Raw genomic sequence first — 17,932 nt, 5'->3', positions numbered from 1 at the left:
GCGCGAGATTCCGGGTTCGCGCCTTCGGCGCGCCCCGGAATGACGAGCAAGCGGCTTACGAAAACGCCTGAATACCCGTTATCGCCCGGCCCAGGATCAGGGCGTGGACGTCGTGGGTGCCTTCATAGGTGTTCACGGTTTCCAAATTCGCGGTGTGGCGCATCACGTGGTACTCGATCTGGATGCCGTTGCCGCCGTGCATGTCGCGGGACACCCGCGCGATGTCGAGCGCCTTGCCGCAATTGTTGCGCTTGACGATCGAGATCATTTCCGGCGCGAACTTGCCCTCGTCCATCAGGCGGCCGACGCGCAAGCTTGCCTGCAGCCCCAGCGCGATTTCGGTCTCCATGTCGGCGAGCTTCTTCTGCACCAGCTGGGTTGCCGCCAGCGGCCGGCCGAACTGCTTGCGGTCGAGCGTGTATTGCCGCGCGCGGTGCATGCAGTCTTCCGCCGCGCCCATGGCGCCCCAGGAAATGCCGTAGCGGGCGCGATTGAGGCAGCCGAACGGGCCCTTCAGGCCGCTCACGTTGGGCAGCAGCGCGTCTTCCGGCACCACCACGCCGTCCATCACGATCTCGCCGGTGATCGAGGCGCGCAAGGACAGCTTGCCGCCGATCTTCGGCGCCGACAGGCCCTTCATGCCCTTCTCGAGAATGAAACCGCGGATCTGGTTGTCATGCGCGGCGGACTTGGCCCACACCACGAAGACGTCGGCGATCGGCGCGTTGGAAATCCACATCTTGCTGCCGGTCAGCCGGTAGCCGTCGGCGACCTTTTCGGCGCGGGTCTTCATGCCATTGGGATCGGAGCCGGCATCCGGCTCGGTCAGGCCGAAGCAGCCGACCCACTCGCCGGTCGCAAGCTTCGGCAGATATTTCTTGCGCTGGTTCTCGTCGCCATAGGCGTAGATCGGGTACATCACCAGCGACGACTGCACCGAGTTCATCGAGCGATAGCCGGAATCGACGCGCTCGATCTCGCGCGCCACGAGGCCATAGGCGACGTAGCTCGCGTTCGCACAGCCATATTCCTCCGGCAGCGTGATACCGATCAGCCCGAGCTCGCCCATCTCGTTGAAGATCTCGCGGTCGGTCTTCTCTTCAAGATAGGCCTTGACGATACGCGGCTGCAGCTTGTCCTGCGCATAGGCGCGCGCGGTGTCGCGGATCATGCGCTCGTCTTCGGTGAGCTGCTCGTCGAGCAGGAACGGATCGTCCCACTGGAAAGAAGCCGCCGCCGGCTTGTCCTTGGCTTGAGGGCGCACGCTCATGAAAATCCCTTTCGCATCACTGTCCTCATGGAATTGTCGACAAATTAATGCGCTATCGGCAGAAGCGCAAATCTTTCCCGCGTCGTTCCGGGGGCGCGTCGAAGGCGCGAACCTCAGATTTGCCGTTGCAAATCGGGGAATGACGAACTCTATCCCTCCAACTTTTCGTTGGAGACGATCTCGATGCCGAAACCGGAAAGTCCCTTGTAGTCGTGCACAGAGGACGTGAGGTTGACGATCGAGGTGATACCGAGATCGCGCAGGATCTGGGCACCGACGCCGACTTCACGCCATTGCCGGTTGCGATCGGCCTCCGCGGTTTTCTGTTCGCCGACCGGCTGGACCGGAACCCCGGCCGCGCCGTCGCGCAGATAGACCAGCACGCCGCGGCCGGCCTTCTGGAAATGGTTCAGCACGATCTGCACGCGCGCCGGGCCGGCGAAGAGATCCTTGACGATGTTCGGCTTGTGCAGCCGCGTCAGCACGTTCTTGCCGTCGCCGATGCCGTTATAGACGAAGGCGGCATGCGCAATCTCGTCGAACGGCGAGCGATAGGCGTAGCCCTGCAGCGGCCCGATCGGGCTGTCGGTAGTAAAGGTGGCGACCCGCTCGATCAGCTTCTCGCGCGCCTGGCGGTAGGCGATCATGTCAGCGATCGTGACATGCTTGAGCTTGTGGGTGGCGGCGAAACGCGCAACCTGCTCGCCCTTCATCACGGTGCCGTCGTCGTTCATCAACTCGGAGATGACGCCGACCGGCGGGAGCCCCGAGAGCTTGCAGAGATCGACCGCCGCCTCGGTATGGCCGGAACGCAAGAGCACGCCGCCGTCGCGGGCGATCAGCGGGAAGATGTGGCCGGGCCGGGCAAAATCGTTGCCGCCGGCGTTGGGATTGGCGAGCGCGCGGCAGCACGAGGCGCGCTCATCCGCCGAAATGCCGGTGCCGCCATCGGGCTTGTAGTCGATCGAGACGGTAAAGGCGGTGGTGTGGTTGGACTCGTTGTGCGCCACCATCGGATCGAGCCGCAGCCGGCGCGCGTCGTCGGTGGTGATCGGCGCGCAGACGATGCCGGAGGTGTGGCGGATAATGAACGCCATCTTCTCCGCGGTGCAAAGCGAGGCCGCGACGATCAAATCGCCCTCGCCCTCCCGGTCGTCATCGTCGGTGACGACGACGAGTTCACCCTTGGCAAAGGCTTGCAGAACTTCCTGGATGGTATCGGCCATTTTTCCAACATCTCGCTATCTACAGCCAGTGCATTAGCCGGACTCAATGTCCTGCGCCAGCGTCAAAACGCGGGGCAACGTCGCCCACAGGCATACCAGGATGCCGGCCCGTAGTCCGGATGAGGCGAAGCGCAATCCGGGCAACGCAGGCCCGTTTCTACGGCAGCACCTCGCGGCGCTCGCTGAGCAGCGCGTCGGTCTCGGCGCGCTTGTCTTCCAGGAGCCCGGCTTGCGCGGCCTCGATCACCTTGTAAAGCTCATGGGCGTCGCTGAGCCTGGTCACCGTCACGTAGTCGGCCCCGGCCTCGTAGAGGTCGTTGACGTCGGCCAGGATCTCCGCGGTCGCGACGATCTTGGCGGTCGGGTTGAGCGAGCGGACATGCCGGACCAGCTTTTCGTTGTCGGCGCCCTTCAACAGCGAGTCCGGGATGCTGAGGATGATCAGTTCGGACTTGCCGACGCCCGCATGCACCAGCGTATCCACATTGCTGATGTCGCCATAGACCACGTGCATGCCCCGGTCGGTCAGGGTCCGGAACACCAGCGGATTGAAATCGATCACCGTGATCTGCTCGAGAGCCGCCGGATTGCGCTGTTCGATCTCGGCCAACAGCGCGCTGGCGGCACGGAAAAAACCTAGGATGACGACCCGGCGCGCCTCCCCGTGCCCGCCCTCATGTCCGGCGTCGGCGTCATGCTTGTGATCGAGATCGCGCAGACCCATACGCTTCAGCGGACCAATCAGGCCACGCGTCACCTGGTCGCTGCGCGCCATCACGAAGGTGCTCACGACCGCCAGAACCACGAAGGCGAACGACGCCGCGCTCGACGTCTCGGTCTTGATGTGGCCCGCCGTAACGCCGGTCTGGATCACGACCAGCGAAAATTCCGAGATCTGCGCCAGGTTGATCGCCGGCAGCAGGCTGGCGCGCAGGCCCTGCTTCATCAGATAGAGCGGCACGAACGTCGTCACCACGCGGCTGACGACCGTGAAGGCCGCGATCATCAGCGCCAGCCCGATCACCGACGCCCCCGGGATCGGGATCGTCATGCCGAGGGCGACGAAGAACAGCGTGATGAAGAAGTCGCGCAGCGTGGTCACCTTGGCGGTGACATCGAGCGCATAGGGGAAGGTCGACAGCGACACGCCCGCCACCAGCGAGCCCATCTCGCGCGACAAATGCAGCCTCTCCGCGATCTCGCCGATCAGAAAGCACCAGGCCAATGCGCCGAGCAGAATCAGTTCCGGCCGGCGTGCGATCTGGTGGAACAGCCACGGCAGCACATAGCGGCTCAGCACCAGCGCGGTCGCCACCAGCGCGCCGACCCGCACGATCGACAACAGGATCACGCTCACTTGCAGATTATCGAGGCTCGGCTGCACCGCCAGGAACAGGATCGCGAAGATGTCCTGCAGCACCAGCACGCCGAGCGTGATCCGCCCGGGCAGCGTATCGAGTTCGCGCTTTTCGTACAGCACCTTGACGATGATCACCGTGCTCGACAGCGCGCAGGCGATGCACAGATACAGCGCGTCGAAATGGCCATTTCCCATCGACAGGCCGATTCCGATAAAGAACAATATCCCGAGCAGGACGCCGCCGATCAACTGGCCGCCGGCGGCAAACAGGATGACCTTGCCGGCGCGCACGATCTTCTTCAGGTCGATTTCCAGCCCGATCATGAACAGCATGAAGATCAGGCCGAGTTCGGAGATGACGTTGATCGAATCCTGGGACTTGACCCAGCCCATGCCGAATGGACCAATGAGGAACCCGGCGATAAGGTAGGCCAGGATCAGCGGCTGCCGGGAAAAATGCGCCAACAGGCCGAGCACCCAGGCGAACAGGATGCATAAGGTGATATCGCGAATAAGCTCGTGCATAGGTCCGTTTCTGCCCCTACCCCAACCTAGAGGTCCCGGCGCAGGGGTCAAACAAGCAATGTGTCACAGCCATGGAAAGGGGGCTTTTCTCGCGATTCTGGCTGCACTGTCGATACTGTATTCCCCCGCCGCCAGCGCACAGACCGGCACCATCGAACAGACCTTCGTCGCCTCCCTCACCGCGTTGCCGACAGAAAATCTCGCCGTATCCGGCGCCTTCTACGTGCCGGTCTATTCCAGCGTCTCGATGAGCCATGGCAAGCTGCGGGCGGATTTTTCGGTTACCCTCAGCGTCCACAACGCTTCCGAAACCCGTCCTCTGGTATTGAAGCGGGTCGCGTATTTCGACACATCGGGCAAGATGGTGGAAAGCTACCTCAAGTCACCGGTTGCGCTAAAGCCGTTCGCAACCGTCGAAGTCTTCATTCCCGCGAATGACGTGCGCGGCGGAACGGGGGCCAATTTCGTGGTCGACTGGGCGGCCACAGGCGAAATCGCCGAGCCTGCGGTCGAGGCGCTGATGGTCGGCGGCATCGGCGCCGGGCATTATGCCTTCATCAGTCAGGGGCGGCCGATCAGGATCATCAAGAACTAGCCTGCAAGAACGAGCCTGCAAGAAGGCCGCAGGGCGGCCTTCTCAACGAAAAACAAAACGGGAGTGAATTTCCATGTCCACCGCAACCCCCTTCGATTTCGCGCCATTGCTGCCCGCCGGATTGCCGGCGCCGGCAGCGCGGTGGACGGGCCTTGCCAAATACAGTTTCGTCGGCGGCAACAACGATCCCGACCAGGTTCCGGTCGACGGCCTGATCGACGCGGTCAACGCCGTGCTCCGGCGCGAGGGCAAGACGCTCGCGACCTACGGGCTTGCCAGCGGTCCGCAGGGTTATCGTCCCCTGCGCGAATTCCTCACGGCAAAACTCAAGCGCGACGCCGGTATTACCTGCAGCGCCGACGACATCATGATCGTCTCGGGCTCGCTGCAGGCGCTCGATCTCGTCAATCAAACCTTGCTGGCGCGCGGCGACACCGTGCTGGTCGAACAGGAGACCTATCAGGGCGCGTTGAACCGGCTGACGCGGCTCGGCGTCAAGGCGGTCGGCATTCCCCTTGACGATCAGGGCATGCGGATGGATGCGCTGGCGGCAGCCCTCGCCGACCACAAGAGCCGCGGCATCACGCCGAAATACATCTACACCATCCCGACCGTGCAGAACCCGACCGGCTCAATCATGCCGGAGGCGCGGCGCGCGGAAATGCTGAAACTGTCGCAGCAATACGGCGTGCCGATCTTCGAGGACGATTGCTACGCCGACCTGATCTGGACGGGGAAGCGCCCGCCCGCGATCTATGCCATGAGCCGGCACGGCGGCGTCATTCACATCGGCTCGTTCTCGAAGTCGATCGCCCCCGCGCTGCGGGTCGGCTTCATCGTTGCGCCCTGGGAAATGATGTCGCGGATGCTGGCGCTGAAGACCGATGCCGGAAGCGGCGCGCTGGAGCAGATGGTGCTGGCGGAATATTGCGCGCCGCATTTTTCCACCCATGTGCCGAAGCTGACGCGCGGCCTGCGCGCCAAGCTCGACACGCTGATGGAAGCGCTGAACGAGCAGTTCGGCACCGCGGCCGAGTTCGAAGCGCCTGCGGGCGGCATCTTCCTGTGGGTAAAGCTGCCCGACAATGTCGATACGCTGAAACTCTATCAGGCCGCGCTCGCCGCCGGCGTCGCGATCAATCCCGGACCGGAATGGTCGACCGACAAGGCCTATGCCGGCAGCCGGCTGCGGCTGTGCTTTGCCAGCCCCTCGCAGGAACAGATCCGCGAGGGCGTCGCCGTGCTCGCCGAAGTCTGCCGCAAGGAATTTGGCGTGCCGGCGCGGATCGCGAACGTGGAGCAGCGCGGCGCGAAGCTCGGTCGCTGACTTCCCAAGATCAATGGCGATCGCGCGCGGCCGAACCGAGGGTGGCGCTGGCGCAGTAGTTTTCGACAGAGGCGCACAGACGCTCCGTGTTCGGAGCCTCGATCCCGCTGGTCGCGATCATCTTCCGGCAGTCGTCCGCAAGGTCGAGCATGTCTTCCGGAGCCGCCGTCGCATGGCCATCAATGGCGAACTCCGCCAGCCGCGACGAGAAAAACTTCTTCAGCATGCGCAGGAGCAGCGGCGCCGGCAGGCAGGTGACCAGAAAGCGCAACTTCGGAGGCGACGGTTTGAAGCCGAGCGCCTGAACGCAGCGGAAGCCTTCACTGACGCCGTTGCGCAGCATTGCCAGGCCTTCACGATCCTCGGCCAGCTTAGCCGATACACCGCCGTTCCGGTAAAGCGCACCGCAAATCGCCGCGATTAGAAACGCATGGGTCTTCAGCCATGCCTCCATGTCGGAGACGACGGAAGTGGCAAATCCAGCCCCACGAAAAAGCCTGGCAAAGTCGCGCGCTTTGCCGTCGTCCTGCCCGGCCACGGGACCGAATGTCGTCGGCTGCTGGGCAACCGCGCTATAGCGGACCGTCGATCCGGCATGAACGCCGCCGGCGCCGGGAAATCCGAACCAGGCGCGCCGGATTCCGAAGCGCGCGACCAGTTCGGATACCCGCAGTGGGCAGTTCAGCAGGAACAGGATGTCGCAGGTCGCGCCGGCCCGCTCTATGAGCGGCAGGACACCGTCAAGCTGCCGCTCGCGCACGGCAACCACGACGAGATCGTAGCGGTCATCGGCGCCGATCGCCGCGATCGCCCCAACGCGAGCCTCGTTCTGCCGACCCGTGATGGCGTCTTCGAGCCGCAGGCCGTCAGAGGCGATCTCGGCGAGCCGCCTGCCGCGTGCGAGCATCGTCACGTCGTGGCCGGCCGCCGACAGCCTGCCGCCATAGACCGTACCGATCACCCCGGCTCCGATAACCAGTATCTTCACGCCAACCCTTTATTCCCGCCGACGTGAAACTCGACATTGACCTGGCCGCTGCCGCTGGACGGGAAGTAGTCGCAAAGCTGCTCGGCTTCGCCATCAAAGCTATCCCAGCCGAGCGCCGCGAACAGCATGATGGTATCGGCCATGCCGCCCTCGCCGTTGCATTTGACGGCGTAGTCCGGAAGCATGTCGATGAATTCGCGGTAGCGGCGCTGCTGCCAAAGTTCGAGCACGCGCAGATCGACCTGACGGTTGAATTCGCTCGCGATCGAGGTCCACGCCTCCGGCCCGAGCTTCTTGTTCGGCCACAGCCGGTGCGACAGCGATCCGCTGGCAAGGATCGCCACCCGTTCGCCGGATCGCGCGATGGCGCGACGCGTCGCCTCACCGAGAATGCGGCTCTCCTCCAGCGAGGTGAACAGCGGCGTCGCGACCGAGACCACCTTGGCCCAGCCATCTTCATTCATGTAGTGCATCGGCACGATGGTGCCGTATTCGAGCCCGAGGCTCGCAACCCTGTGCGCAATGACGCCAAGCCCCGCGCCCGCCGCCTCCGCGGCAATGGCTTCGGCAAGCGCGGGGTCGCCCGGCAGGTCGTAACGCAAATCCTGGATCATCTGCGGCGCTTCGTGGCTGGTGAAGGCGCCGCGATGGTGTGGATTGGCGTTGATGTGATAGCCGAAATTGGAAAGCCAGTGCGTATCGAACACCACGAAGGTCGAGACGCGGCGCTCCCGCGCCCGGCGTCCAAGCTCGCGCAGCGCATTCACCGCGCCTTGCCGCGCGCTCCTGAGCGGGCTGCCCGCGACCTCCGACAGCATCAAGGACGGCACGTGGCTGACCTTGGCCGCAAGAACAAGCTCTCCCATGGCAAGGCCTCCCTGTGCGCGGCCGGTCAGGCAGCCGGTCCCTCGCAGCGAAACACCAGCGCGATCCGCAACAGCCGCACGATCGAGACATTGCCCTTGCCGGCTTCGATCTGAGCCACAAAACGCTCGGAAAGGTGGGAGCGGCGCGCGAGCTCCCGGCGCGACATGCCGTGCAGCGCGCGCATCTCGCGGACCCGGCTGCCCAACTGGCTGAGAAACTCGCTCTCCTGCGCCAGGCGCGTGTCATCGTCATGCGGCATCGCCCGGACGGGACGGCCCAAGGTTAGTTCGGTGTCGGATAGGCGTTCGCTGCGTGCCACGCTGGATTCCTCTACCTGACATCGTCGTCAGGCAGGAAGGCCGCCGCATTGATTGGGATCAAATGGTGTTGGCCTTCGCCCAATTTGATTTTGATCAATCGGCCGCAGGCCCGGTGGCCGGCGTTCTATTCCGCCTTGATGCCGGCCTCGGCGATCAGCTTCCCCCATTTCGCGCTTTCGCTCTGGATGAATTTTGCAAAAGCCTCGGGCGAGGTGGGCGCGGGTTCGGCGCCGAGAACGCGGATTTTCTCGATCGCGGCGGGATCGCTCAACGCCTTCACAAAGGCGGCATTCAACGCGCTGATGATCTCGGGCGGCGTGCCGGCGGGCGCGACGATCCCGAACCAGCCGACGGATTCGAATCCGCTCAGGCCCTGCTCCGCCAGCGTGGGAACGTCGGGCAGGAAGACGACGCGCTTGGCGGCGGAGACCCCGAGCGCCTTCAGCTTGCCGTCGCCGATCAATTGCCTGGATGCTGGAATATCCAGCACCGCCAGCGGGACGTGGCCGGCAAGAACGTCCGTCGTCGCCGGCGCGGTGCCGCGATAGGCGATCAATTGAACTCCGATGCCGGCCTTTTGAGCGAACAGGGCCGAGGTCAGGTGCATCGCGGTGCCATTGCCGCCATGGCCGATCGACAGGACCTGCGGTTGCGCCTTGGCCTTGGCGATGAGGTCTGCGACCGAGGCAATGGCCGACTGTTGCGAGGACACCAGCACGAACGGAATTTCCGCCAGCAGCGTGACCGGCGCCAGATCCTTGACCGGATCGAACGACATCGCCGCGCGATTGAGGTGGGGATTGACGGTCAGCACGCCGGCCGCGGCCACGCCGAGCGTGTAGCCATCAGGCGCGGCCTGCGCCACGGCGCCGATCCCGATATTGCCGCCCGCCCCCGCCCTGTTCTCGATGACAACAGGCTGACGCAGCGTCTCCGCGAGCGCCGGCTGCAGGGCGCGGATCACGATATCGGCACTGCCGCCGGGCGGAAACGTCACGATGATCTTGATCGGTTGATCAGGATATGCGTTTGCTGCTTCAATTGCCGATAACGACAGCGACAAAACAACAACAAGGGCATGGATCATGCCTCGCCGGATCGACGGAAACATTCAGGGTCCCCCCGATGATCTCTGTGGCGCTTAGTTATGCATGATCGTCCCAACCCAGCAAGCGACATGGCAGCAAGCGACATGGTGAAGACAAGCGTTCTCGTGGTCGGAGGCGGTCCGGTCGGATTGACTCTGGCAATGGACCTCGCAACGCGAGGAATATCGGTTGCCATCGTGGAAACGCGCGCCGCCGGGGAACCGCCGAGCGTGAAATGCAACCATGTCTCGTCGCGTTCGATGGAGATCTTCCGCAGGCTCGGGCTGGCGCAGAAGCTGCGCGACACCGGACTGCCGGCGGATTACCCGAACGATTGCTCTTACCGCACCACGGCAACGGGCATCGAGCTCTCGCGCATCCTGATTCCCTGCCGCCGCGATCGCTATACCGCTACCGGCGGACCGGACACCGATTGGCCGACGGCCGAGCCGCCGCACCGCATCAACCAGATCTACATGGAACCCGTGCTGTTTGCACACGCGGGTTCCATCGACGGGCTGCATATTCTGAACCGTACCGCGTTCGAGGATTTCAGCGAAGCCAATGACGGCATCGTTGCGACCGTCCGCAACCTCGACACCGGAACCAGCTTGCAGATTCATGCCGATTTCATCGTCGGCTGCGACGGGGCGCGTTCGCTGGTCCGCAAGGCCATCGACGCCAATCTGCGGGGAACGCCGATCATCCAGCGCGTGCAATCGACCTATATACACGCCCCCACCCTGCTCGCCCTGATGGACCAGCCCGCCTGGATGACGCTGTCGCTCAATCCGCGGCGCTGCGGCACGGTGGTTGCAATCGACGGCCGGGAGAACTGGCTGATCCATAACCATCTCAATCGGGAATACGAGACCTTCGAGTCGGTCGATCGCGACGCCTCGATCCGCGCCATCCTCGGCGTCGGTCCCGATTTCGAATACGAGATCCTCAGCAAGGAGGACTGGGTCGGCCGCCGCCTCGTCGCCGACCGCTTCCGCAAGGGGCGCGCATTCATCTGCGGCGACGCTGCGCATTTGTGGATGCCCTATGCCGGCTACGGCATGAATGCCGGGATCGCGGACGCGACCAACCTCGCCTGGCTGCTCGCGGCCTATCTGCAAGGCTGGGCCGGCATCGGCATCCTCGATGCCTATGAGGCCGAGCGCCTTCCCATCACCGAGCAGGTGTCCCGCTTTGCGATGGAGATGGCGGGCAAGGTGTTGAGCCAGCGCCGCACCGTTCCCGATGAAATCGAACAGCCGGGGCCTGAAGGCGACGCCGTCCGCAAGCAGGTGGGGCAAGCCGCCTATGATTTGAACGTGCAGCAATATTGCTGCGCCGGCCTCAACTTCGGCTATTTCTACGATCGCTCCCCGATCATCGCCTATGACGGCGCCGAGCAGCCGGGTTTTACGATGGCGGATTTCACGTCGTCCTCGACGCCGGGCTGCCGGCTTCCGTTCGCGAAACTGGCCGATGGCCGGCCGGTCTATGACGCGCTCGGGCCGGGCTACACGCTGCTGCGCTACGATTCCGATGTTGCGGTTGCGCCATTGACTGACGCGATGCGCCGCAACGGCGTCCCGTTCGACGTCGTCGATGTCCCCGAAGCGCAACCGCCCAGCGACCACAAACTGATTCTGGCGCGCACCGATCAGCACGTCGCCTGGCGGGGCAACGCCATCCCCGATAATCCCGCACACCTCGTCGACAAGCTGCTGGGCCGAGCCGGCGAATCCGCCTGAGACAAGCGGTGCGGTCCCTCACCGCACCGCGAACGGCGCCTGGTAGGGCCGGCCGAACGGCACGCCGTTGATCACGGTCTGTACGGGTTTAAGCAGCAGCTTGCCCTCGCGCTTGTTGTTGCGGGTGTCGACGAACGAGGTCTGCCCCTCCACCAGTTCCAGGATCGACACATCGCCGGGGGCGCCGATCTGCAGCGTGCCGAGCTTCGGCGCGCGGTTGATGATCTTGGCCGGCGCCGTGGTCGCCATCGCCACCACCTGCTCCACCGTATATCCCAGCAGAATGAACTTGCTCATGACGTTCGGCAGATAAGGCATGCCCGGCGAATTGCCGGAGAAGACGTGAATGTCGGAAGAGATCGTGTCCGGCGTGCAGCCGCCAGGGATCGCCACCTCCGCCACGGTGAAGTCAAAGCTGCCGCCGCCATGGCCGACATCGAACATCACGCCGCGCTGCTTGGCGGACAGCGCCGCCGGCAGCAGTTTTCCATCCTGCACGATGTTGGTGAAGGCGCCGGCGATGTTCGGCGCGCCGGAATAGCAATGGGTCAGCACGTCACCCGGCCGCAGCAGGTCGAGAATCTCCGACATCAGCTCCTTGGTCTCGACGCCGCCGATATGCACCATCATCTTGGCCGGCCAGCCGCACATCTCGCAGGCCTTGATGCTGCGCTTCAGCGGCTCGAGGCCATGCTTGGCGATGACGTTCTCCGACATCCTGACCTTCACGCCGAGCAGGAAATCCGGATTTTCGGCCAGCGCCATCGCGCAGGCTTCCACTTGCGCGTAATCGATGTTGTAGAGCTCGGCGACCGGGAAGCCAGACAGGCCGTTGTTGGCGATGTGGACGAAGGCGTAAATCCGCGCCCGCGATTGCGCCACGATGTAGCGGCGCAGCGCGGCGAGATTGTTGACGCCGGCGTCGCCCGCCGACACCACCGTGGTGGTGGCCTGCGCCTGCACCAGTTCGTCGGCGGGAATGCCGATCGCCGAGCCGTAGGGGTAGACGTGGGAATGCAAATCGATCAGGCCCGGCGTCACCAGCCTGCCCGAGGCATCGATGGTCTTGGCGGCGCGGGCGGCCGGAATCTCGTTCTCCACCGCCTCGATGACGCCCCAGCGAATGCCGATGTCGCGCTTTCCGCGCAGCGACTGGCTCGGATCCAGAACGTCGCCGCCCTTGATCACGAGGTCGTACTTGTCGTTCGGCCCCATCGCGGCGTTGGCGTGGCCGGAAGCAGCAGCGATAGCGGCCGATCCCGTCAAGCTTAGAAAATCACGGCGTGAAAACCTGCTCATCGCAGCGCTCCCCCTGATATGATTTTTTATGGAGGGATGATGCGCCGGGAACCGGCGTTCCGCAAGGAGGGCGTGCATCATCCCACGCAAAACCAACCATGGAGCCGGTGATCCCTGAGTGGGCAGACCGGCGCGGTTGCGCGCCAGAGCTCGGTCCACCGGCGTCCACGTCTTCGTAGGATGGGTGGAGCGAAGCGATACCATCAAATCCCTCCGCGGAAGCGTGACGGGTATCGCTTCGCTCCACCCATCCTACGAAACCAGCCAAAGGTCGAACGCTGACGCGCTGCGACGCACGCATCTGAACAGGCGTTCAGAATTCTCTTCAAGTTCCGCGGGAACGTTGCCTTCGACGTGATGTTTTATCCTCGATCATTTGAGGAGGAATGGAATGAAGAAGTTTGGATACGTTATCGCCGCGCTTGGCGCGCTCATCATCGCGGCGCCGTCGATTGCGAGCGCCGAGACCGTCGTGATCAAGCGTGGTGGCTATAACGGCCATCACCATGGCTATGGCGCGCGTGCCGAATATCGTGGACATCGCGACCGCGGCTACCATCGCGGATGGCGGCATGGTCATCACGACAAGGTCGTGATCATCAAGAAGCATCGCTACTGAGGCCGACACATCAAACTGAAAATGGCTCCTCGCGGAGCCATTTTCTTTGTTGAGCGCTAATTGCGAAAAGTCTCAGCTGTAGATTTCGAACAGCCCTGCGCCGCCCTGGCCGCCGCCGATACACATCGTGACGACGCCCCACTTGGCCTTGCGCCGGCGGCCTTCCTGCAGGATGTGGCCGGTGAGACGCGCACCGGTCATGCCGAAGGGATGGCCGATCGCGATCGAACCGCCGTTGACGTTGTACTTCTCGGGGTCGATGCCGAGCTGGTCGCGGGAATACAGGCACTGGCTGGCGAAGGCCTCATTCAGTTCCCAGAGATCAATGTCGTCGATCTTCAGGCCATTGCGCTTCAACAGCTTCGGCACGGCGTAGATCGGACCGATACCCATCTCGTCCGGCTCGCAGCCCGCCGACGCCCAGCCAACGAAGCGGCCGAGCGGATTGAGACCGCGCTTTTCGGCATCCTTGGCTTCCATCAGCACGACGGCGGCCGCGCCATCCGAAAGCTGGCTGGCGTTGCCGGCGGTAATGTACTTGCCCGGACCCTTCACTGGCTCGAGCTTGGCCAGGCCTTCCATGGTTGTCTCGGGACGGTTGCACTCGTCGCGATCGACGGTGTAGTCGACGATGCTTTCCATCTTCGTCGCCTTGTCGACCACCTTCATCTTGGTCTTCATCGGGACGATTTCGTCCTTGAACTTGTTGGCCTGCTGGGCGGCCGCCATGCGGCGCTGCGATTCGAGCGAGTATTCGTCCTGGTATTCGCGGCTGACCTTGTAGCGCTCCGCGACGATGTCGGCGGTGTCGATCATCGCCATGAAGATCGCAGGAGCGATGTTGAGCAGTTCCGGATCTACCACTTCCTTCGGCAGGGGGCCGCCGGGGACCGAGATGCTTTCGACGCCGCCGGCCACGATGCATTCGGAGCCCTCCGAGCGGATACTGTTGGCGGCCATCGCGATGGTCTGCAGTCCCGACGAGCAGAAGCGGTTCACCGACACGCCTCCGGTCGACTTCGGCAATCCCGCGAGCAACGCGGCCTGACGGCCGATATTCGGCGCGCCATGCGCGCAATTGCCGAGATAGCAGTCCTCGACATAGTCCTTGTCGACGCCGGCGCGCTCGACGGCGTGCTTGATGGCGTGGGCCGCCATCGACATCGGCGGGGTGATGTTGAACCCGCCGCGGCCGGACTTCGCCAGCCCGGTACGTGCATAGGAAACGATGACAGCTTCACGCATTAGAAAGACCTCCCTTTGATGCGATCCAGTATGGACTGGCACCGCGCCCGTGTGTAGCAAAAACCCGAATTCCGGCCCGCGGAAAAGAATTACCCCGCAAGCCGGCCCGGAGCCGGGAATTACACAACGCCTGTGCTTCGGCAAGGCCGCGCGGTGGCTTGAGAAAAAGCGGCGCGCCCGATGCGCGACGAAAGGCGCATGAACCGGCTATTTCACTAAGCGAAATTGACCGCTAATGAGATCGCGGCGTGCAAGGTGCGGGCAATCAGGACCAGGTCGGGGGTGCGATGGTAAGGGCGTTGCGACAATGGCTGGAGACCCATGAACTGCCTGCGATCATCGCCGCCGTGCTCGGCGTCGTCGTGGCGCTTTCCATACTGATGGTGGTGGGCGGCTATCTCGCGGTGAGGTGACGCCCTGAGGCTACTTCATGTAGCGCACGCCCCTCATTTCCCGGCTCCGGCCGCAGCAAGAATGGGTGACCAGCGTGCGATCTCGGAGCGAACAAAACGGTCGAAGGCAGCCGGGTTGCGTTCGTCCTTTGGCGGTATCGAGCCGCCGAGTTGGGCGATCCGCTCGCGCACGACATCCTCATCGAGCGCCCGGTCGAGCGCATCGGCCAGCCTGGCGATGATTTCGGGCGAAACGCCCTTCGGCGCAAACAGTCCTGCCCAGACGCTCATCTCGTAGTTGATGGCGGCTTCGCTGGCGGTCGGAACATTCGGCAGCGTTTCGAGGCGTTTCGCGGCAGAGACCGCGAAGGCCTTGACCGAGCCGGCCAGAACCGACTCCGCGACGCTGACCGACTGTTCGCACATGAAATCGACGTGCCCCCCGACCAGATCGTTCAATGCCGGGCCTGAACCGCGATAGGCGACAAGCGCCGGATTCGCGCCGATTTCCGCCGTGAACAGCAGACACGCCATATGCGAGGACGCGCCGATGCCGCCATGGGCCTGCTTCACCGCGTCACCCCGTTGCCGCAACGCTGCGACGAATTCCTTCAGGTCCCGTGCCGGGAAATCCTTCCGCGCGATAATGACTGCCGGCGAGTGGGCGGTGATGCCGATCGGCACGAAGTCGGCGACCGGATCGTATTTGAGGTTGGGCGTAAGCACCGGAGCCGCGACATGCGAGCCCATCGCCGCGGCAAGCAGGGTATAGCCGTCGGGTGCGGCAGCCGCCACGCGCGCGCCGCCGACGGTGCCGCCGGCGCCGCTGACATTCTCGATGATGATGGATTGGCCGAGGATCTTCGACATCTGGTTGGTGACGATGCGCGCAACGACGTCGCTGGCGCCGCCGGGAGGGAACGGCACGACCACCGTGATCGCCCTGGCGGGATAGTCCTGCGCGGCTACCTCCCCGACGATGCCGGCCAATACCATCGCAACCGCGAAAACTTTCCAGACACATGTGCCAGGTTTCATAACGCGCGCTCCTATCCGTGCTGCTGCGCCGTCACATTTTTCCGTCGCCGTTCAGTATCTGGGCAACCTCGACCGAACGTCCCTCACGTGCCGAGACAATGCCGGCGCGTACTACGGCGAGCGACCGCGTCGCCTCCTCGCCCCCGACTTCGTGTCGGCGCTGCCCGCGCGCCGCCGCGGCAAACTCCTCGAGCTCCTCGACCAGGGTATCGTTGACTGCGCATGGCACCGCAACGGGGTGGCTTTCACCGCGCTTGAGCAGCCGCAGTCCATTGTGCAAATCGTAGAACGCCGTCATGTCCTTGCCGTAGACATTCATCAGGTAATACTCGGACGCCGAGGCGTAGCTTGCATTCAGCGTCGACAGCGCGCCGTTCTCATGCTGCAGGATCAGGCTCGCGACGTCAGGATTGTCGCCGGGCAGCACCAGTTGCGCCGACTGGGCGCGTACCGCATGGATCGGCCCGATCAGGTAGGCGAGCACGTCGATATAGTGGATTCCGATCTGCAGCATCACGCCGCCCGGCATGCCCGCGGCCTGGTAGCGCCAGGAGGTGAGATCGATCTTGCCGAGGCGGTCGCGGCTGATGTTCGCCTCGGCGTTGACGAGCTTGCCGAACCGGCCGGCGTCGATCTGCTGCCTGATGTGGCGGAAATGGCTCTCGCGCCGCCGCTGATAGCCGAGCGCCAGGACCACGCCGGCCTTGCGGCAGGCCTCGGTGATGGCGCGGCCATCCGCGATGCTATTGGCGATCGGCTTGTCCAGGAAGACGTGCTTGCCGGCGGCCGCGGCGGCGCAGGTCGTCGCCAGATGCACGTCGTTCGGCGTCGTGTTGATGATTGCCTCGATCTCGGCATCGGCCAGCAGCGCTTCGTAGCTCGCGGCCGGCCGGCAGCGGTATTTTGCCGCAAAATTTTTGCGTTTTTCGTCGGACCGGGTGTAACAGCCGCGGATCTCGAGCTTGCCCGAACGCTGGATGGCATCCGCCAGCACGTCGGACCACCATCCCATCCCGATGCAAGCCACGCGGAGCGGATCGGCACTCGTCACTTTGCCCTCCCCCAACACTTTGCACGCCACACGGCCGAGTTCGTCGGCCGGCTTCGGCCTATGTCATTCCCAATTCCAGCGCCGTCGCCATGATCTTTTTCGCGCCCTGATGCGTCAGGCGCTTGCTCTCGGCGACAAACATGGCAGCGCTCCGGTCGGGAGGGACAGGCGAATTGTGCGCCACCGCGACGCCTCCTTCAAGAACCAATGCGCAACTTCCGGATGCGATTTTGTAACCCACGCGTCGGCAAGGCGATGAAGCCTAGCCAAACGATGAGGCGCCAACATGGAGGGTTACGGGGGATCCGTGCTGACGGTCTCCCGGTCGAACACGTCAGATATGCTGCGATGGATGAAGGAGTGGGAATCGCAGGATGGGCAGAGCGCAGCGAAGCAATCCATTCTTTCTATCCGCGGATAGATGGATTGCTTCGTCGCTTTGCTCCCTTGCGCAAACGCTTCGCGTTTGTCGCAGGCAATGACGAACTCCGCGAATTTACCGCTGCCGAACCAACTCTACCGCTGCCAGCCGCAGATACCGCCGGACTTGCACGGCCAGGTCTGGATCCGCGTGTCGCGCGCCTGTGCGTCGAGCGGGTTGCCGTGACGCCGCGCCAGCTTGGTGCGGGCAACGCCACGCGGCTTCGCGGTGCGCTCATGCGCTACGTGAGGCTCGACGTAAGGCCTGGGCGCGGCTTCCTTCGCCACAACCACGCGCTCCGTTTTCACAGGTTTGCGATCGGATCTCGCCTCGATCCGAACCGGGGCGAATTCCGTCTCCGGGCCGAGCCGCTTCGGCGAGAGCACAGCCTGGGAAAGATCGAGGCCGAGCAACTCACCCGCACGGTACTCATCCGCCAGCGCGGCGCTGCCCGACATCAGGAACCCCGTGCAAAGTGCCGCCGCAAAAGCGCTTTTCAGGACCATCAAAGGCCTCCTGAATCAAACCAAGAATCTGAGGAACAGCCATCATGTAG

18 protein-coding genes are annotated in these 17,932 nt (G+C 63.8%); 5 read left to right on the top strand and 13 right to left on the bottom strand.

The window, feature by feature from the left end:
* Window positions 1–55: 55 nt before the first annotated feature.
* The 3 genes from JQ624_RS15155 to JQ624_RS15145 all read right to left on the bottom strand — a co-directional run bounded on the left by JQ624_RS15155 (window position 56) and on the right by JQ624_RS15145 (window position 4,381).
* Window positions 56–1,270, bottom strand: coding sequence for an acyl-CoA dehydrogenase (locus tag JQ624_RS15155; protein ID WP_212419694.1), 1,215 nt, complete (start codon window positions 1,268–1,270; stop codon window positions 56–58).
* Window positions 1,271–1,419: 149 nt separating this feature from the next.
* Entirely contained in the window at window positions 1,420–2,496 is a 1,077-nt protein-coding gene (ribB, locus tag JQ624_RS15150) for a 3,4-dihydroxy-2-butanone-4-phosphate synthase (protein ID WP_212419693.1), read from the bottom strand.
* Window positions 2,497–2,653: 157 nt separating this feature from the next.
* Window positions 2,654–4,381 (bottom strand): cation:proton antiporter, encoded by a 1,728-nt coding sequence (locus tag JQ624_RS15145; protein ID WP_212419692.1) that lies wholly within the window; start codon window positions 4,379–4,381, stop codon window positions 2,654–2,656.
* A gap of 58 nt (window positions 4,382–4,439) precedes the next feature.
* Between JQ624_RS15145 and JQ624_RS15140 the strand changes: the two genes are divergently transcribed.
* Window positions 4,440–4,976, top strand: a complete 537-nt coding sequence (locus JQ624_RS15140; protein WP_212419691.1) for a DUF3124 domain-containing protein — start codon at window positions 4,440–4,442, stop codon at window positions 4,974–4,976.
* Between the two features lie 73 nt (window positions 4,977–5,049).
* A complete protein-coding gene (locus JQ624_RS15135) occupies window positions 5,050–6,303 on the top strand; it encodes a PLP-dependent aminotransferase family protein (protein WP_212419690.1) in 1,254 nt (417 codons plus the stop codon).
* A 10-nt stretch (window positions 6,304–6,313) separates the two neighbouring features.
* Here JQ624_RS15135 and JQ624_RS15130 read toward each other — a convergent pair whose 3' ends face one another.
* The 4 genes from JQ624_RS15130 to JQ624_RS15115 all read right to left on the bottom strand — a co-directional run bounded on the left by JQ624_RS15130 (window position 6,314) and on the right by JQ624_RS15115 (window position 9,475).
* Window positions 6,314–7,291, bottom strand: coding sequence for a ketopantoate reductase family protein (locus tag JQ624_RS15130; RefSeq protein ID WP_212419689.1), 978 nt, complete (start codon window positions 7,289–7,291; stop codon window positions 6,314–6,316).
* Entirely contained in the window at window positions 7,288–8,157 is an 870-nt protein-coding gene (gene hpaD / locus JQ624_RS15125) for a 3,4-dihydroxyphenylacetate 2,3-dioxygenase (RefSeq protein ID WP_212419688.1), read from the bottom strand. The genes JQ624_RS15130 and hpaD overlap by 4 nt, the downstream gene beginning before the upstream one ends.
* A 26-nt stretch (window positions 8,158–8,183) precedes the next feature.
* Window positions 8,184–8,477 carry a helix-turn-helix domain-containing protein gene (locus JQ624_RS15120; protein ID WP_312014424.1) on the bottom strand — a complete coding sequence of 98 codons (294 nt, stop codon included), beginning with the start codon at window positions 8,475–8,477 and terminating at the stop codon, window positions 8,184–8,186.
* Window positions 8,478–8,602: 125 nt separating this feature from the next.
* Complete coding sequence (locus JQ624_RS15115) at window positions 8,603–9,475, bottom strand: tripartite tricarboxylate transporter substrate binding protein (RefSeq protein WP_312014423.1); 873 nt, start codon at window positions 9,473–9,475, stop codon at window positions 8,603–8,605.
* Window positions 9,476–9,655: 180 nt separating this feature from the next.
* Between JQ624_RS15115 and JQ624_RS15110 the strand changes: the two genes are divergently transcribed.
* Window positions 9,656–11,311, top strand: a complete 1,656-nt coding sequence (locus JQ624_RS15110) for an FAD-dependent oxidoreductase (protein WP_212419686.1) — start codon at window positions 9,656–9,658, stop codon at window positions 11,309–11,311.
* Window positions 11,312–11,329: 18 nt separating this feature from the next.
* On the opposite strand, the gene JQ624_RS15105 is transcribed toward JQ624_RS15110, so the two are convergent.
* A complete protein-coding gene (locus JQ624_RS15105; RefSeq protein ID WP_212419685.1) occupies window positions 11,330–12,610 on the bottom strand; it encodes an amidohydrolase/deacetylase family metallohydrolase in 1,281 nt (426 codons plus the stop codon).
* Window positions 12,611–13,001: 391 nt separating this feature from the next.
* Between JQ624_RS15105 and JQ624_RS15100 the strand changes: the two genes are divergently transcribed.
* Window positions 13,002–13,229 (top strand): hypothetical protein, encoded by a 228-nt coding sequence (locus JQ624_RS15100; protein ID WP_212419684.1) that lies wholly within the window; start codon window positions 13,002–13,004, stop codon window positions 13,227–13,229.
* Window positions 13,230–13,301: 72 nt separating this feature from the next.
* On the opposite strand, the gene JQ624_RS15095 is transcribed toward JQ624_RS15100, so the two are convergent.
* A complete protein-coding gene (locus JQ624_RS15095) occupies window positions 13,302–14,474 on the bottom strand; it encodes an acetyl-CoA C-acyltransferase (RefSeq protein ID WP_212419683.1) in 1,173 nt (390 codons plus the stop codon).
* Between the two features lie 248 nt (window positions 14,475–14,722).
* Here JQ624_RS15095 and JQ624_RS15090 point away from each other — a divergent pair, with 248 nt between their 5' ends.
* Complete coding sequence (locus tag JQ624_RS15090) at window positions 14,723–14,887, top strand: hypothetical protein (RefSeq protein ID WP_212419778.1); 165 nt, start codon at window positions 14,723–14,725, stop codon at window positions 14,885–14,887.
* 33 nt (window positions 14,888–14,920) lie between these two features.
* On the opposite strand, the gene JQ624_RS15085 is transcribed toward JQ624_RS15090, so the two are convergent.
* From JQ624_RS15085 to JQ624_RS15075, 4 genes are all read right to left on the bottom strand, one after another.
* Window positions 14,921–15,904, bottom strand: a complete 984-nt coding sequence (locus JQ624_RS15085) for a tripartite tricarboxylate transporter substrate binding protein (protein ID WP_249129809.1) — start codon at window positions 15,902–15,904, stop codon at window positions 14,921–14,923.
* Between the two features lie 31 nt (window positions 15,905–15,935).
* Window positions 15,936–16,955 carry a Gfo/Idh/MocA family protein gene (locus JQ624_RS15080; protein ID WP_212419682.1) on the bottom strand — a complete coding sequence of 340 codons (1,020 nt, stop codon included), beginning with the start codon at window positions 16,953–16,955 and terminating at the stop codon, window positions 15,936–15,938.
* Window positions 16,956–17,013: 58 nt separating this feature from the next.
* The gene (locus JQ624_RS39315) at window positions 17,014–17,139 is read right to left on the bottom strand and encodes a hypothetical protein (protein ID WP_283816923.1); all 126 of its coding nucleotides are present in this window, start codon (window positions 17,137–17,139) and stop codon (window positions 17,014–17,016) included.
* A gap of 332 nt (window positions 17,140–17,471) precedes the next feature.
* Window positions 17,472–17,882, bottom strand: a complete 411-nt coding sequence (locus JQ624_RS15075) for a hypothetical protein (RefSeq protein WP_212419681.1) — start codon at window positions 17,880–17,882, stop codon at window positions 17,472–17,474.
* Between the last annotated feature and the right edge of the window lie 50 nt (window positions 17,883–17,932).

Origin of the sequence: Bradyrhizobium sp. AUGA SZCCT0283, assembly GCF_018130385.1 — a bacterium.
Classification (GTDB): Bacteria; Pseudomonadota; Alphaproteobacteria; order Rhizobiales; family Xanthobacteraceae; genus Bradyrhizobium.
Note: the sequence above shows the minus strand (reverse complement) of the source record. Positions and strands in the feature narration are given on the sequence as shown.

What these genes read in the sequence shown, in the direction of transcription:
- JQ624_RS15155 (WP_212419694.1), bottom strand. Translation starts at nt 1,270, where the DNA reads ATGAGCGTGCGCCCTCAAGCCAAGGACAAGCCGGCGGCGGCTTCTTTC.
- ribB (WP_212419693.1), bottom strand. Translation starts at nt 2,496, where the DNA reads ATGGCCGATACCATCCAGGAAGTTCTGCAAGCCTTTGCCAAGGGTGAA.
- JQ624_RS15145 (WP_212419692.1), bottom strand. Translation starts at nt 4,381, where the DNA reads ATGCACGAGCTTATTCGCGATATCACCTTATGCATCCTGTTCGCCTGG.
- JQ624_RS15140 (WP_212419691.1), top strand. Translation starts at nt 4,440, where the DNA reads ATGTGTCACAGCCATGGAAAGGGGGCTTTTCTCGCGATTCTGGCTGCA.
- JQ624_RS15135 (WP_212419690.1), top strand. Translation starts at nt 5,050, where the DNA reads ATGTCCACCGCAACCCCCTTCGATTTCGCGCCATTGCTGCCCGCCGGA.
- hpaD (WP_212419688.1), bottom strand. Translation starts at nt 8,157, where the DNA reads ATGGGAGAGCTTGTTCTTGCGGCCAAGGTCAGCCACGTGCCGTCCTTG.
- JQ624_RS15110 (WP_212419686.1), top strand. Translation starts at nt 9,656, where the DNA reads ATGGCAGCAAGCGACATGGTGAAGACAAGCGTTCTCGTGGTCGGAGGC.
- JQ624_RS15105 (WP_212419685.1), bottom strand. Translation starts at nt 12,610, where the DNA reads ATGAGCAGGTTTTCACGCCGTGATTTTCTAAGCTTGACGGGATCGGCC.
- JQ624_RS15100 (WP_212419684.1), top strand. Translation starts at nt 13,002, where the DNA reads ATGAAGAAGTTTGGATACGTTATCGCCGCGCTTGGCGCGCTCATCATC.
- JQ624_RS15095 (WP_212419683.1), bottom strand. Translation starts at nt 14,474, where the DNA reads ATGCGTGAAGCTGTCATCGTTTCCTATGCACGTACCGGGCTGGCGAAG.
- JQ624_RS15085 (WP_249129809.1), bottom strand. Translation starts at nt 15,904, where the DNA reads ATGAAACCTGGCACATGTGTCTGGAAAGTTTTCGCGGTTGCGATGGTA.
- JQ624_RS15075 (WP_212419681.1), bottom strand. Translation starts at nt 17,882, where the DNA reads ATGGTCCTGAAAAGCGCTTTTGCGGCGGCACTTTGCACGGGGTTCCTG.